The 14,106-nt window shown below is 28.5% G+C and carries 18 protein-coding genes; 10 read left to right on the plus strand and 8 right to left on the minus strand.

The window, feature by feature from the left end:
- Positions 1 to 26: 26 nt before the first annotated feature.
- The 6 genes from RV00_RS01420 to RV00_RS01440 form a co-directional block, all read right to left on the minus strand.
- A complete protein-coding gene (locus tag RV00_RS01420) occupies positions 27 to 428 on the minus strand; it encodes a hypothetical protein (RefSeq protein WP_071860821.1) in 402 nt (133 codons plus the stop codon).
- Between the two features lie 260 nt (positions 429 to 688).
- Entirely contained in the window at positions 689 to 904 is a 216-nt protein-coding gene (locus RV00_RS01425) for a hypothetical protein (RefSeq protein WP_071860822.1), read from the minus strand.
- 457 nt (positions 905 to 1,361) lie between these two features.
- A complete protein-coding gene (locus RV00_RS16860; RefSeq protein WP_071860823.1) occupies positions 1,362 to 1,946 on the minus strand; it encodes an accessory gene regulator ArgB-like protein in 585 nt (194 codons plus the stop codon).
- 3 nt (positions 1,947 to 1,949) lie between these two features.
- The gene (locus tag RV00_RS16080) at positions 1,950 to 2,084 is read right to left on the minus strand and encodes an AgrD family cyclic lactone autoinducer peptide (RefSeq protein WP_083571978.1); all 135 of its coding nucleotides are present in this window, start codon (positions 2,082 to 2,084) and stop codon (positions 1,950 to 1,952) included.
- 101 nt (positions 2,085 to 2,185) lie between these two features.
- Positions 2,186 to 3,463, minus strand: coding sequence for a sensor histidine kinase (locus tag RV00_RS01435; RefSeq protein ID WP_071860824.1), 1,278 nt, complete (start codon positions 3,461 to 3,463; stop codon positions 2,186 to 2,188).
- A 1-nt stretch (position 3,464) separates the two neighbouring features.
- Entirely contained in the window at positions 3,465 to 4,196 is a 732-nt protein-coding gene (locus RV00_RS01440) for a LytR/AlgR family response regulator transcription factor (protein ID WP_071860825.1), read from the minus strand.
- 452 nt (positions 4,197 to 4,648) lie between these two features.
- Between RV00_RS01440 and RV00_RS01445 the strand changes: the two genes are divergently transcribed.
- The 10 genes from RV00_RS01445 to RV00_RS01490 all read left to right on the plus strand — a co-directional run bounded on the left by RV00_RS01445 (position 4,649) and on the right by RV00_RS01490 (position 11,015).
- Positions 4,649 to 4,780, plus strand: coding sequence for a subtilosin A family bacteriocin (locus RV00_RS01445; protein ID WP_002336256.1), 132 nt, complete (start codon positions 4,649 to 4,651; stop codon positions 4,778 to 4,780).
- Between the two features lie 34 nt (positions 4,781 to 4,814).
- Positions 4,815 to 4,946 carry a subtilosin A family bacteriocin gene (locus RV00_RS01450; RefSeq protein WP_002336257.1) on the plus strand — a complete coding sequence of 44 codons (132 nt, stop codon included), beginning with the start codon at positions 4,815 to 4,817 and terminating at the stop codon, positions 4,944 to 4,946.
- 34 nt (positions 4,947 to 4,980) lie between these two features.
- Positions 4,981 to 5,112, plus strand: a complete 132-nt coding sequence (locus RV00_RS01455; RefSeq protein ID WP_002336257.1) for a subtilosin A family bacteriocin — start codon at positions 4,981 to 4,983, stop codon at positions 5,110 to 5,112.
- A gap of 135 nt (positions 5,113 to 5,247) precedes the next feature.
- The gene (locus RV00_RS01460) at positions 5,248 to 6,603 is read left to right on the plus strand and encodes a radical SAM/SPASM domain-containing protein (protein ID WP_071860826.1); all 1,356 of its coding nucleotides are present in this window, start codon (positions 5,248 to 5,250) and stop codon (positions 6,601 to 6,603) included.
- Between the two features lie 66 nt (positions 6,604 to 6,669).
- Positions 6,670 to 7,539: a hypothetical protein gene (locus RV00_RS01465; protein ID WP_143141760.1), complete on the plus strand. Its 870-nt coding sequence runs from the start codon at positions 6,670 to 6,672 to the stop codon at positions 7,537 to 7,539.
- Positions 7,532 to 8,389, plus strand: coding sequence for a peptidase M16 family protein (locus RV00_RS01470; RefSeq protein ID WP_071860828.1), 858 nt, complete (start codon positions 7,532 to 7,534; stop codon positions 8,387 to 8,389). The genes RV00_RS01465 and RV00_RS01470 overlap by 8 nt, the downstream gene beginning before the upstream one ends.
- Positions 8,368 to 9,063: a hypothetical protein gene (locus RV00_RS01475; protein ID WP_071860829.1), complete on the plus strand. Its 696-nt coding sequence runs from the start codon at positions 8,368 to 8,370 to the stop codon at positions 9,061 to 9,063. The genes RV00_RS01470 and RV00_RS01475 overlap by 22 nt, the downstream gene beginning before the upstream one ends.
- Positions 9,056 to 9,205 carry a YrhK family protein gene (locus RV00_RS16220; protein ID WP_071860830.1) on the plus strand — a complete coding sequence of 50 codons (150 nt, stop codon included), beginning with the start codon at positions 9,056 to 9,058 and terminating at the stop codon, positions 9,203 to 9,205. Before RV00_RS01475 ends, RV00_RS16220 begins: the two co-directional genes overlap by 8 nt.
- Positions 9,198 to 9,911: an ATP-binding cassette domain-containing protein gene (locus tag RV00_RS01485; protein WP_071860831.1), complete on the plus strand. Its 714-nt coding sequence runs from the start codon at positions 9,198 to 9,200 to the stop codon at positions 9,909 to 9,911. The genes RV00_RS16220 and RV00_RS01485 overlap by 8 nt, the downstream gene beginning before the upstream one ends.
- Entirely contained in the window at positions 9,912 to 11,015 is a 1,104-nt protein-coding gene (locus RV00_RS01490; RefSeq protein ID WP_071860832.1) for a hypothetical protein, read from the plus strand.
- A 294-nt stretch (positions 11,016 to 11,309) separates the two neighbouring features.
- Here RV00_RS01490 and RV00_RS01495 read toward each other — a convergent pair whose 3' ends face one another.
- Both RV00_RS01495 and RV00_RS01500 read right to left on the minus strand, forming a co-directional pair.
- Entirely contained in the window at positions 11,310 to 12,335 is a 1,026-nt protein-coding gene (locus RV00_RS01495) for a lysozyme family protein (protein WP_071860833.1), read from the minus strand.
- Positions 12,322 to 14,100 (minus strand): CD3337/EF1877 family mobilome membrane protein, encoded by a 1,779-nt coding sequence (locus RV00_RS01500; RefSeq protein ID WP_071860834.1) that lies wholly within the window; start codon positions 14,098 to 14,100, stop codon positions 12,322 to 12,324. The genes RV00_RS01495 and RV00_RS01500 overlap by 14 nt, the downstream gene beginning before the upstream one ends.
- Between the last annotated feature and the right edge of the window lie 6 nt (positions 14,101 to 14,106).

Raw genomic sequence — 14,106 nt, forward strand, 5'->3', positions numbered from 1 at the left:
GAGCTCGTATATAAATAAATCTGAGATTATCTTTTCATTAACTTCTTTAACTTTTCTAGCAACCTTTTCTTGTAAATAGAAATTGCCTGCTGTGATATTTCCTTTTCTTGTGCAAGTTCAGTATCACTTTTTTTTACAACATATTTTTCTAAGAGAAATCTCTTTTCTTTAGTATTAAGCTGTTTGATTGCTTTTATAAGCATTTCATCTTCAAAATACGTTTCAAGGTTTATCAAGTCAAGTAATGTCATATTGATAATATTAAAATAATTATCTGTGTAAGAAGAATCGAGTGTGATATCTTGAAAATCGGTAAGGAGTAATTTAGCAGAGTAGTTTCTCTTTTTTCTATAATAGTTGTTTGCTTGATAGTGTATTCCTATATGAATGTATTTTTTTAGTTTGTTATCACTTGGAGTATTTGCCATGTGAACTACCTCCTATATCTATGTGACTTTTTCCGTATGTCGATACTGCCAAAAATCTCTATAAACTTTTTCAACAGGCAAGTTATTATCGTCTACCATTTTTGGTAAAATATTACTTACTAGATTTTTATAACCTAAATTGAAATGTAGATTTTTTGTGACTACAGAATAAATTTGTGAAGCATTCATTGGTATGCCAGAAGATTTCAAAATGTAGCAGATATCTTTAGAAATAATGTCATAGGGAATAGAAGAAAGCTTTATTTTTTGATCCTTAAATTTTGTGTAATCAATTTCTTTCTTTGGATAATAGTAGTTTGAGAAAGTGCATGTCCTTCAGAAATAGTATTTTCTATTTCTTCTATTCGATTTAATCGTTTTTCAACGGCTTCATATAGACTGGCTACGGCTTTTCTTTCATGCATTAATTCAACCAGCAGCTTCATCAGGGTTCTTTTTTCTTCTAACAGATTCAAAATAATCACCTCTTTATTAATAAGAGGTTTTAAAGTTACCAAATTACAACAAAAACCGACCATCAATCTAATAAATTGATAGTCGGTTTTTGTTGCTTTATTAAATTAAAAGTGGGTAATAAAGATTATTTATGTCAACAGACTGTTTTCTGAATACAAAAAAGTAATTTATGAGGGAAAATAGAAAAAATTAGCCCAAATTGGTGAATCTACAAAATTTTTATTCGAAATTATTTCTCTATTGATAGATATTTTTGTGCAGGTAAAAGTGGCAGTTATTATGATAATAACTGCCGTTTTAGCAATTACTATCATTGGCTTATCAATTTTTATTTAATAAGGGTAAGGAATGTAAATTTACTAATTGAATAACAATTTAAAAGGAGAGAAGAGACGCCATTTCGAAAATACTTATTAGCAGCATGGCCCACTATGATCTCTATCTCATATTTTTAGTTCACAAAAATAGTTTAGATTTTCTATTTCGAAAAAATTTGCCAAGAGAAAGTGAGAGTGCATTAATAACAATGCTCCAGCTTAACATAATAATTAACAATTTGAATTGAAAAATCACACAAAAAAGAAAAACAAATAAGTATTTGTAAAGTGATAATTTCAGTTTGTTTTTAAAGTAAACTAACTCTTCATTATCAAATGGTTTATTTTTATTATCAACAGGATTGGATAAATAAATATAGATGTAAGATACACAAGCTAAAAATTCTAAAATATTAATTGATACAGCATCTGATTTGACTAATATTATCATCAATTGAATTAGCAATAGAGAGAAGAGAATACAAAAGTGATCATTTTTTAAATGTAGTCCTCCAGCATATCGTCTCAGGGTAAGGAAACAGATAGTAAAAAGTATTGTTTCTAAAAGGAAATGATTAATTGTACCTAAAGTTAAAATAAGAAATGCGATAAAGAGATATTGAAAAAGCGTTTCTAATCCATAAATGTATATATCTACTTCATCCAAGTCTATAATTTTTTCTTTGACTAAAGTGTTCGCTATGATTCTAGTAAATTTTTGCATATTCTAAAATTTTCTTAATTTTTTTACATTTTTAGGAATTTTTTTTTGCCCAAAGATAAATGCACAAGTAAAGTTTACAGACAGTCCTGCACTAGCAAAACTTATTTTTTTTGTTAAATTGAGAATTTGTTTCTTCATAATTCCATATCTCCTTTATTTTTATTTTATTTATAAGTAGTTAGAAATATAGAGTTACTTTCTTACTACTGTATAATTTGTTTGAAAAAAGTTAAGAAATTTTAATTAAAGTCCCATAAAATTATTTTTACGCAATAATAATCATTTTCGATAAATTGCTCGTAAATACCACTATTTTCACGGACAGTTTTTTTTATGTTTTTTATTCCTATTCCTTCATTGGGAATTTCACTATGATTAGTATCAATGGTATTTTTTATGTTAATAAACAAACTTTGATCAAAATATTTAATCTTTAGATCAATTTTTTTGAAACAAGATTTATCAATCTCTAAACAAGCATTAATAGCATTATCAAGTAAATTACCCAAAAGTACAATAATGATGTCATTTTCTAAATTTAATTCTTCAGGAATGAGACAATTTACTTGAGTAACTATACCATGATTTTTTGCAAAATATATTTTATGAGAAAGTAAATAATTCAATTCTTTATTTGGAGTGTAGACTTCAAGCGAGTTATTATCTAATTCTGAAATTTGCGATTGAATGGTTGATATGAAATTCATCGCATCTGTATATTTTTTATTTTCAATGTGACTTGCTAAGATAAGTACCGTGTTTTTGAAATCGTGCCTCATAGATTGAAGTTGCTCCTGTGAAGCAATAGCATTAGTAAGTTCCTTTTTCTGCTTAATTAAGTTAAATTCTAGTTTTTGATACTCTAAATCAGTTCTGTTTTCTTTTTTCATACGATTATACAGAATAAAAAAACCTAAATTGAGAAAAGAAATCTCAAATATCAGCAATAAAGTAAGAATCGTATTTTCGATAGGTATTTCTATTATAAAATATAAAAACATATAACAAGACAATACAAACAATGAGGTTAATGGAACAAGACAAACAATTAACTTTGAAGCTTTTCTTGTTCTAAAAAAATCTTGTTTTAATAGAATTATTGCACAGATAATTAAAACTGTCTTAGTAGCAAATGTTGGAATTGTTCCATCTATAACTAAGGGAATTTTATCTAAATCATAATTAAGTAATTGAGTTAGTTCCAGAGCTGTAATGCTCTCACTTAATAAAGTAATTAAGACATAAATACCCCCAAAATAGAATTTATCAATCATTGGTAATTTAATGTTATAAGTTAAAAAAGCTATAAAAAGTATATATGATATTAAATTAAGTAGTGTTAAAGTTGATTCACTCAAGGGAATGAAATGACTGGTATTTATTCCTAAATTTGGTATGAAAATTCCGAAGAAGCCTATTATTAATTTATTCTTTTTACATTCTGCAAATCTTTTCATAAAAAAATAAAATAAGAATATATCAATGAGTGTCGAAGTCATTAACAAGAATATCGTCATATTAAAATTTCCTTTCCATATATCTAAGTATTTCAGTTCTTGCATACGATCTGAATTTTCTACTTATTGGAAGAATTTGATGATTTTGTAATTCGTGATTACTAAATTTCAATATAACATTTTCACCAGATAAACGTATTAAAGATTTCAGATTAATGATAAATGACGTATGAATTTGAACAAAAGAGTCATTCAGTTTTTTTAATAAATCGTTTGTTGACATGATAAATTCATCTGCACCATTTTCAGTATGAATTAAAACGTATCTCCCCTTTTTTTCAAAATAAATAATGTTTTTAAAAGGCACCAAAACTACTTCATTTCTTTTTTTATAATAAAATTCTTCTTCTTCTGAATCAAGTAAATCTGTTATTCTATCAATTGTTTTAAATAGCTTTTCTTTGGTTACGGGTTTTATTAAATAATCAAAAGTATTTACCTCAAAAACATCTTTCATATATTGTGTGTAATAAGTACAAAAAATAATAAAAGCATGTACATCAGTTGATCTTATAAGCTTCGCTAATTGTAAACCATTAATAGTTGGTATCTCGACGTCTAAAATGTAAATATCATAGTGACTATTGTTAAGATTGTTAATGAGTCGCTCTGATTGATTAAAAATATCACAATCTATTGTAAAACTATCGCTTGTATATTCTAATAGATAATTTTCAATAGAGCTAGTAACTATTGGAATGTCATCACATATTGCAATTTTTAAGGTCTTCATATTTGAGGCTCCAATCTTTAATTAGTTATGAACGGCATAAAGAAATCAAATATTGTACAATCAATTTTAACTCCTTCAATAGTAAAATCGTCTGATTTGTCATGATCAGCAAAGTAAACGTAACGATAAACAAAATTTGAAAATAACGTTGATCACTTTAAATAATTTTAACATGCTAGTTTTCATTTTGGAAATATAGATTACAATGCGAACAGTTTCTATGTATTAATTGTTTTCAAATTTTCTTATGTTATTTAAGACAGCTTGATTGTCGATTATTACATGTCAATTTTTTTTTTGAAGAATTTGTTACATTGGTAACAAGTAGTAATGTATTTTACTAGCTCTTAAGAATTACCTGTTTAATGACTTTTCTTGAAGTTAAATTTATGTTTTATCCACAAAAAGTTATTTTATAGGTATCAAATTATATAGTATAGGAGGGGAGAATAATGGAAAAAGCAATGGTTGTAAATAACAAAAGCTGTTCAGTATGTGCTATTGGAGCAGCTTGCTTAGCGGATGGACCAGTTCCAGATTTTGAAATTGCAGGGGTATCTGCTATTTTCACAGCATTTGGTTAAAGTATTTAAAGTATTAAAAGGAGGTGAAAATGATATGGAAAAAGCCATGATTGTAAATAACAAAAGCTGTTCAGTATGTGCTATTGGAGCAGCTTGTTTAGCGGATGGACCAGTTCCAGATTTTGAAATTGCAGGGGTATCTGCTATTTTCACAGCATTTGGTTAAAGTATTTAAAGTATTAAAAGGAGGTGAAAATGATATGGAAAAAGCCATGATTGTAAATAACAAAAGCTGTTCAGTATGTGCTATTGGAGCAGCTTGTTTAGCGGATGGACCAGTTCCAGATTTTGAAATTGCAGGGGTATCTGCTATTTTCACAGCATTTGGTTAGAAAATAATTAAGCAAATACATTACTACTTAACTATAAATAATAGTGTCATCATAATACGGAGTAATAGTATGATAAGCTCCGTATTATGTAATAGTTGGATTTAACTTGTAATTTAATAAGAGGAGGTGTCTCGAATGAACTATTTAGCAATTAATCCTAAGGTATCAATGTTTTTGACAAAAGATGCATACAATATAATCATCGAAAAAGAAGATTCCAACAAAAGGAAAATATATGATTATTTTTCTGTTAACAAAACAGGAAAACTTATTCTTGAAAGTATAAATGGAGTAGAAAAATTCGAAACGATCATAGATATATTTATAAAAAAACATAATCTTATTGAAGATGATCGTCAATGGATTACTGAATTCATAATGGATATGATTCGTAAAGAAATTATACTTGTTGAAAAAAAGCCAAGCAAAACGCCTCACGTTCTAGTGATATTTGGAGAGACTAATTTAATATCTCCAATGCATGTAACTATCGAAATTACTGAAAAATGCAATCTTTATTGTGATCATTGCTACTTAAATGCATCATGTAATAAAACTACTTCAATAGACTATGAAAGTTTTGAGCCTTTAGTAAAAGAATTAAAAGAAAATAACGTTTTATCTATCGAGTTAACAGGTGGAGAAGTTTTCATGAATAAAGATGCTGATGCAATTTTGGAACTAGCGTTTGCAGAGTTTGCTCAAGTTGCAGTTTTGACCAATGGAACAATTTTAAAAAAATCAAGTCTAGAAATTCTAAAAAGAAATAAAGATAAGTTAGTGGTTAGTATTTCTTTAGATAGTGTTTCGGAGGAAACACACGATTCTTTTAGAGGATTCAAAGGAGCTTTTAAGAGTACATGTAGAACTATAAAAAAATTAAGTGATGAAGGTATTCATGTAAGAGTTGCATCCTCGATTTTCGATAAAAATATGTGGGAAATTGATAAACTAGCAGAATTATCAAAGAGATTAGGTGCAGAAATCTTTGTTTATAATTTTATTGAAGATTTTGGTCGAGGAATAGAGTTCAACGAGTCTAATGCTATTGCATCTACAGAGAAGTATCGTAAATATTTAAATGATACAGTTCATAAATTTAAGGATATTATTCCTATAATTGAATCAGAATTCTTTTTAAAAGCATCATCAAACTGTGGTGCTGGGATCAATTCTTTTCTTATTGGTTCTAACGGGGATATCCGTCCTTGTGCAATATTTCCTAAAAACAAGATTTTTGGAAATATTTTTCAAGAAGAATTCTCAAATATTTTTAGCAAAGACATTTACAGCCAGTTAAGTAAAATAAAGCCACCTAGTACAGAGAATGGATGTTCAGTAGAGTGTCCAAAATATTTATCATGCTTAGGTTGCTACATGAAAGGATTAGAAAATAATTTTGATAAACAACCTAATGAATTTTGTACTTGGATAAAACACAATGATCTTGCTGAATTTATGGAAGTATATAAGGAAGGTCGTGCTGTCTAAATGAAATGTATATCTAAGTATTTTTTTAGGCATCTTCCCAATGAAGCTACTAAAAGAACAATTCTTTTGGTACAGAAAGAAATTATATCGAAAATTAATCATATTGAACTTGAATTAGGTATAGTGGTTAAAATGTTTGTAGTAGGATCAATTTCCAGCTCATTCGTTGAACTGGTTAGTATTCAATCAGTTGATGAGTTAACAGAAACTCAGTATAGAGAAATCATTACAAAAATAGGAGTATTAGAAAAAAAACAATTTAACTCATTAGGTTCAATTGATATCTCTAGTTTGGAAATTGAGGATATTGGTTTAAAAAGAAAAATTAAAAATAATACTGACAAAACTTTTATAATTTTAAATAATCAATTTAAAAATTGGAATGACTATAAGTTCATCCCAAACAAAGAAATTTTGTTAGGTAAATTTGAATTGAATGGTGAACCACGAAATACGAATGTATCATTTATTGGTAATTATTTTGATATTGAATCTCTAAATTCATATGAAGAGCTTGCAAAATTGAAATTATATGAACAATTATGGGAAAGCAACAGAGGGTTACTTAATATCAGAGAGAAGGGGTACTGTTATTCGACAGTAGCGAAATTTCATGAAAGATTAAGTATTTTTATAATAGGATCAGTGGCGGAGTATAGTATTGAAAAAAGCGAATTCATTAGAAAAAGTATCCAAAGCGCGAAGTTTTCAAGCGATAGTTTGAGGAAAGCAAAACAGAGATTGAAAAAAAACCTTCTAATTTCTTCTAGTCTAAATCAATCTTGCTACACTCTGTTTCCTTTCTGGATTTTCAATAAAGAAGTAGTTATAGAAGATATAATCAACGTTATTGATAAATTAAATGTGGATGATCTACAATGTGAATTTTTATCTAGTGAATTTGTATGTACAAAGATTGGGGTAAATAATGAATAAAGAATATATCTATATGGAATTTAGTTTTCCTATCAATGTTTCAGTAGATCATATATATATATATCCAAAATTTGAAATGTTACCAGGTTATTTACATTTGCTTGAACACATGATTATACGAAATAGTAAAGTGGAATTAGAAAAGTATGAACTTAAAAATAATATTTATAACGCATTAACTGATAAAAAGAAGATGAACTTTGTATTTATTCACAGTGATTTTGAAGAAATTCCTATTAGTTTTTCAGCAGATACCTTTTTTCAAGAAGAAGATTTTAATACAGAAAAAAAGATTATTATAGAGGAAAGAAAGTTATATCCTGATAATTATCCATCTGTCGATAAGATTTTGGGAACAGAAGATCAAATTGAAGAATTTAAGTTGAGAATTTTACAGAACATTTTAATAAACAATGAATTTTCTTTTATACACTTTAATTATGCCTCTCATAATCAAAAAATAAATGAGAAGAGAAAAGAGTACGTACCTATTTCTATGAATTCGATTTTTAATTCTGTAATTTCTAAAAGCAAAGGATATATTATTTTAAAAGAATCCTTTGTTGCAAAGTTAATTATCTATTTTTTAAGAATATTAGAATTCACTGTTATTGGGCTTAAGTTTAATGTTAACAAGGAAAATAAAAGAATAGAAATATCATATTACGAAAATACAGATTTACCCAAACTACTAACCCAAAAATCTCAGATATTAAAACGTTATAAAATATTTCTAAATGAGTTTAGGTTTCATAATCAAGAAATGATTTATCTAATAGAAAATTTTGAATGCGTAATTGAATTTGAAAAGTACTGGGAGGAATTGACTTGGGAAAAGCTTCTATATTAAAAAAGAAAGCTGTTTTTCTTTTTATAGTTAACCTAGTTATGTTACTTATTGTATGGGGATTAAGAATTTATGGAATAAAGCCACCTAATGTATCAAACTATCTAGTTTGTTTGGTTTATTTCATTATTTTGATGTTAGAGTTAGAGTTCAGTAATATGCTGATTTTTTTTAAAGAGCAATCGTTTTCCACACCTAATTTTCTTAGTAATTTAATTAGTACTATAAATATTGGAATCTTTCTCATGACTCTACTCCTTTTATGCAATCGTTTATTCAACAATTCTTTTATAGGGATTTTAGATAGTAAAGTTTGGTTATTGAATATTTCTCTATTCTTAGTTAGTATATTATTAGTGATAAAAAAGCAAATCATAAATTTAAAAGATAAGAAGAAAATGTTATTTATTTTTATAGGAATGGGATTATTCATCTTTCAGCTTACTGTTTTAGACGTCTTTTCTATTTTAGTGATTTTTTTTACTACAAGCATAATAGATAGATTTAATCTGAATGCTAATTATCGAACAATCACGTTGTATTTGTTAGTTATTCCTATGATTGCATTATTAGTAGTAGCCTTAAAGTCTCAAAATATTGTCGTTTGGTTTATAGTTGGAATGTTGATGATAGTATCTATTACAATTAGAAAGTTAGGAGGAGCTATTTATGGATAGAAAGTTATTAAGAATACTTATTGCTATTTGTTTTTTAGTAGGTGGCATTGTATTTTTGGTTAAGCAAGAATACATTTACGCCATAGTATTTTTTGTGGTGGCAGTTGTATATTTATTGAACAGAGGCAAACGAAATGAGTGAGAATGAACCACTATTGTTTATAAGCAATCTCAAATCTTGGTATGAGAAAGAAAAATTTATAATAGATATTGAGGAACTAACAATTTTTAAGCACAGTATAGTTGGATTAGTTGGGAGAAATGGTGCAGGGAAAACTACACTTATTAATACGTTGAGTAGTGTAACTGATCAATATAGTGTAACTAAAATTAAATGGTTGAACAAACCAATATCTTTTGAAAAATTAGAATTCAAGAAAAATCGATTTACTGTTTTTACAGAAAATAATGGATTTATGAATTGGAATTTTGATCAATACATTCGGTTGCTATGTAAGTTATATAACGTAGTATTTGATAATGAAAAATTATTGTATTTAACTGAGGGCTTTCATTTTACCTCATATAGAAATGTTCTGATTAAAGATTTATCCACAGGTAATAAAAAAAAGGTATTTCTTATTTCAGGACTATTTCTTAGGCGGCCTCTATTAATTTTGGATGAGCCTCTGGATGGTCTTGATTTTGATTCTACAGAATTTCTTTATAAAGAACTCATGGAATATAAAAAATATGGCTCAATTTTTATGAGTTCGCATATTATTGAAAGTATAACAAGAGTATGTAATGAAATTATGGTACTGAAAAACGGAAAGATAAATAGTTTCAAATTGCAACAGGACTTAGTTTCTGATCAATTACTTAAAAAAATAATGGGAGAACTTTAAATGATAACTATTACTTTTAGAGATTTGCTTAATTTAAAGAAGCTAACATTCACCTTAATTTCTTTATTAGCTGCTGGGTATTTTTCTTATAATTTTACTATTCATTTTAATCTGTCCATTATTTTTTTTAGTGTTTTTATTGTTACATTTCTCTCATCTATGCAGACATATTTTTCATACTTTATCAAAGGAAGGATCATTGACTATTATCAACTACCAATACCAATAAATCATTTTTATGTAATTTTTCTAACAAGTGTTTTCTTTGTAAATTTACTTGAAAGATTGTTAATATTGGGAGTCATATTTTATAGTCAATTTATTAGTAATTTTCCAGCATTTATATACTGTTTGGTTTATTCAATGTATGTTATATTGATTAGCTTCTTTACATTTGATCTTATGCAGAAAGATAGTCTAATTTTTTATAAAAAAGCTTCTAAAATGATAACATATCTAATTGCTATGACTATTCCGATTTTGATAGATAGTCTCATACTACTATTCTTATTATTACTAGTTGCCATGGTTAAATTAGTAAAAATAAAACATTTAGTCTATATTTCTGAACAATTAAGAAGCAGATCAAGCCTTGTTAAAAATAATTATTTTACCAATTCTTTAGTTATGGATGGTGCTTTTTTTATCAACTTGATTTTTGGGATGGTTTTCATTGCATATCTATTAATGCAAAATACTAATGTTCATGTTATTGTACCATTAATTTTTACTATAATTTCTATTAATTCACCCATTGCAACATTAATATCGTCGGATAGAGGAATGTTAAAACAAATTAAGTCATTGCCAAATTCTAGATATATTTATATGATGTATTTTAGACTACTGCTTGTCTATTTTTCTTCGATGAATGGTTTCATTTTTCTTATACTAATTTATTTGAATATTATAACTGCAAATTTGTTTACCGTTTTTTTTATAGCAGTATTAATACTATTCGAATCAATATTTTCAACCATTTTGGAGATACGTTTTCCTATAAAAAAATGGCATTTAAAAAAAGATATATGGAAAAATCCAAGAAAATACATTTTAGCTGCTATAGTTTATTTATTTACGTTTCTCTTTAGCTTTTTATTTTAGCTCCGATTCTCGAATCTCTTTGCAGAGATAGAGGATAGGAGCTATTTTATTATCAAATATTTTTGTACTTTAAACTAAATATTACAATCGAATATCTAGACTTTTATATAGATATTCACTATAAAACTAGTTGATATTTGAACAGGTTGCGTGTTTCCTATTTTCAAATTATTGTTTTAAGCATATTCAATTTACATTAACATTAAGAAAATAAAGTAAAATGATCTATTGAGGAAATGAAATAAAATAACCAGTTATTCTTGAATTAAGAGCTATTAGCCTTGTTATTAGAGTTTATGGTATCCCATATCCAATAATATAAGGACTATTTTTTTCATAATTTAGTTTAGCAATCTTATCTCCTGAATTCCCTTCAATTGTGAAAATAACTTCATTTTCTACTTTCTCAACAATCCCAACATGGTCACTAACAGAATCACCATCCCAGTCAAAAAAGATGATGTTGCCACTTTTAGGCAAGCTTCCTTTCCCCAGCCATTGATTTTTAGCTTTAAAATTTTCAATACCTGTTGGGCAATAAGCGAACCGTTCCATTTTAACCCCAGCTTTTTCAGCATTATAAGAAACAAAAATAGCGCACCATTCTACACGCCCATTAAAGCCATACCATTGCCAATATTTCGTTCCACCATCATGTGTTCCTTCATCCAATTCTTTAAGTGCTGCTTTTACAATAGTTGAATTTCCTTGGCTATTGTTGTTGGAAGTAGAAGTGATGTATTGCTTAACAATTTGAGCATAAAACATATTGCCATACGCATAACGATAATCATAGCCTAAGCTGATAGCTATAGGATTCGTGTAAGTGACTGTTTTTCCACCTGCTTGAGTTTTTGAGAATTGAATCGCATTATCCAGAGAATAACTTTTACCTGAGTGACTTAAGAAGCCACCTCCAAAGTTATAAGCTTGCACAATATTTAAAACATCGTAATCACGATGCTCTTTCCACATATCTGCAAAATATTTTACGCCAACTTCAATGGATTCGTTTGGATTTTTGATTGAATTTGGTGGCTTTCCTTGGCTTTCGGAACATTGCATTATATCGGGATATTTTTCTGAATTTCCACCTGATTCTGCCATAATGATTCCTAATAAATAAGGAACAGCTTCGTAAATTTCATTTTTAGTTGCTTCCTTTGTGACTTTATCTTTCCAACGAAGCACTGCTTCTGGAAGGTTTTCTCCTTCTTCGGAGGCTGTGTGTGTAGTAGAAGAACTACTACCAGCAATGAGCATAAAAAAAACAAAAAAGAAGCTCAAAAAAAGCAATGGAAATAACTTACGCATTTTCATAGGCTTGTTCCTCATTAATTTCTGGTGTAGTATAGGTTTCTTGTCTTAGGTGACTGATTTCTTTTTCCAGTTGCTGGGCTTCTCGTTCTGTAACTGGAGAAGGGGGGTGTGACTCTGTTTCTGATGAGTCGTCCTTTACATTGCTGCTTTTTGTTTCAATGATTGATTCAACAACAGGTATTTCTGTTTCCTCTGTTAAAGCATTTGGGCTAAGCAAATGATCATCAACCTCTTCTCTAGGTAATGCGGTTTTTGTGAGTAATGGCTCTGTATTTGAGACAGAACCAGAGGCATTATCAACAGAATAGTTAAATGATTCTTCTGAGTCTTTTACATCAAAAGTATCTGTAGGGAGTGGTTCTTCTTTGGACTCCATTGGTTGTTCATCAAAAGACATTGTCGTTTGATGCAAAGAAGCTTCTTCCTCCCCAGCTTTCACTAATAAATTATCCTGTAGTTCATTTTGACGATAAGCGTGATCTAGCTCTATACCTGATTGAAGGTAATCATTTTCTGCGGTTTGCGTTTTATAGTTTTGTTCAGCATAACGATTTTGCTGATCTTCTTTTTGTGCTCGCTGATGTTGTTTTTCTTGAAGAGCTTGTTTGGGATTGAAAGAAAAATCTTTTAACTCTGCTTTACCTTTCGTCAATGAACGAACAATCTGACCTTTATTTTTCCAGATGAATAGCCCCAACAAAACTTTGACAAACAGTCCGACAATCATGGTGACAATGTTTGTGACAACAAAAAAGGAATCTAACAAATTTAAAATAGAGAACAAGAGACCAAAACCGAATCCAATCCCTATTTTTGAAGCAAACAGTGTTCCTAGTAACATGAAGCCATTTTTTAACAGATGGTGCATGTTTGGAATCAAAGCTAAAAAAAGTAGTGAAGGAAAGAGAAAGAGGATGCCGTAAATTAATAGCTGGATTAAAATGTTTGCAACTCCGATAATTAGTACGGCCGTTCCAATCACAATTAGCATGATAAACGTATTTAATAAAACAGCAACTTTTTCGGTCATACGATCTGAGGTGAGATAAGAATTTTTTTCGGAGTCTTTTTTTATTTTGTCAGCAATTTCATTTGTCTTTTTTTGGTCAAATGTTTCACCACTTTTAACAAGATAGGATTCAAATTGCTCTTTTGATATGTCTGTTTTTCCATAGTTTAGTAAAGCATAAGGTTTAATAACAAATTCATCAAAAATGAGATTTCGGATATTGCTTGTTCCATCTAATTGTTGGTTTGATCCAAGTAGTTTTTCTGAGATATTGCCAGTGTTTTTCGTGAAACTGCCACTTGTTAAATCAACTAATTGTCCTTGCACATTTTGAGAGAGGGTATTCACTTCTTGAACTTTGTTGGCACCATCGGCAAAAAAGGTCATACTACCCACGTAGATTAAGGTGAAAATACCAAAACGGATTAATGCCTTGCTGATTCCTTTTTCAAAAAAATCCTTCACTGAAATGACAATCACAAATGTAAAAAGGAGAATCCCTACAATACTAAATAATTTGTTGTAAATAGCACCAGTAGTGGAGAATAAATCTGGTAATACTCCTTCTAATAAATTTAAACTAAAGAGTTTATTTATCACGTAATCTAATGCTAGAACAAGGTATTTGATTAATCCAAAGGCAATATTGAGCAACGCATTTAGCACACTTTGCAAGTTTTCATTGATGCTAAACCAGCCGCCTTTTTCAAAAAAGGATTGGAAACTGTCAATATCAAATAAATCTTTTAGTAACATAGCTGC

The sequence above is a fragment of the Enterococcus devriesei genome (genome assembly GCF_001885905.1).
GTDB classification, from domain to species: domain Bacteria; phylum Bacillota; class Bacilli; order Lactobacillales; family Enterococcaceae; genus Enterococcus_A; species Enterococcus_A devriesei.

Bases quoted from the DNA above. Each gene is read 5' to 3' on its own strand.
- RV00_RS01420 (WP_071860821.1), bottom strand. From the start codon at position 428: ATGGCAAATACTCCAAGTGATAACAAACTAAAAAAATACATTCATATA.
- RV00_RS16860 (WP_071860823.1), bottom strand. From the start codon at position 1,946: ATGCAAAAATTTACTAGAATCATAGCGAACACTTTAGTCAAAGAAAAA.
- RV00_RS16080 (WP_083571978.1), bottom strand. From the start codon at position 2,084: ATGAAGAAACAAATTCTCAATTTAACAAAAAAAATAAGTTTTGCTAGT.
- RV00_RS01435 (WP_071860824.1), bottom strand. From the start codon at position 3,463: ATGACGATATTCTTGTTAATGACTTCGACACTCATTGATATATTCTTA.
- RV00_RS01440 (WP_071860825.1), bottom strand. From the start codon at position 4,196: ATGAAGACCTTAAAAATTGCAATATGTGATGACATTCCAATAGTTACT.
- RV00_RS01445 (WP_002336256.1), top strand. From the start codon at position 4,649: ATGGAAAAAGCAATGGTTGTAAATAACAAAAGCTGTTCAGTATGTGCT.
- RV00_RS01450 (WP_002336257.1), top strand. From the start codon at position 4,815: ATGGAAAAAGCCATGATTGTAAATAACAAAAGCTGTTCAGTATGTGCT.
- RV00_RS01455 (WP_002336257.1), top strand. From the start codon at position 4,981: ATGGAAAAAGCCATGATTGTAAATAACAAAAGCTGTTCAGTATGTGCT.
- RV00_RS01460 (WP_071860826.1), top strand. From the start codon at position 5,248: ATGAACTATTTAGCAATTAATCCTAAGGTATCAATGTTTTTGACAAAA.
- RV00_RS01470 (WP_071860828.1), top strand. From the start codon at position 7,532: ATGAATAAAGAATATATCTATATGGAATTTAGTTTTCCTATCAATGTT.
- RV00_RS16220 (WP_071860830.1), top strand. From the start codon at position 9,056: ATGGATAGAAAGTTATTAAGAATACTTATTGCTATTTGTTTTTTAGTA.
- RV00_RS01485 (WP_071860831.1), top strand. From the start codon at position 9,198: ATGAGTGAGAATGAACCACTATTGTTTATAAGCAATCTCAAATCTTGG.
- RV00_RS01490 (WP_071860832.1), top strand. From the start codon at position 9,912: ATGATAACTATTACTTTTAGAGATTTGCTTAATTTAAAGAAGCTAACA.
- RV00_RS01495 (WP_071860833.1), bottom strand. From the start codon at position 12,335: ATGAAAATGCGTAAGTTATTTCCATTGCTTTTTTTGAGCTTCTTTTTT.
- RV00_RS01500 (WP_071860834.1), bottom strand. From the start codon at position 14,100: ATGTTACTAAAAGATTTATTTGATATTGACAGTTTCCAATCCTTTTTT.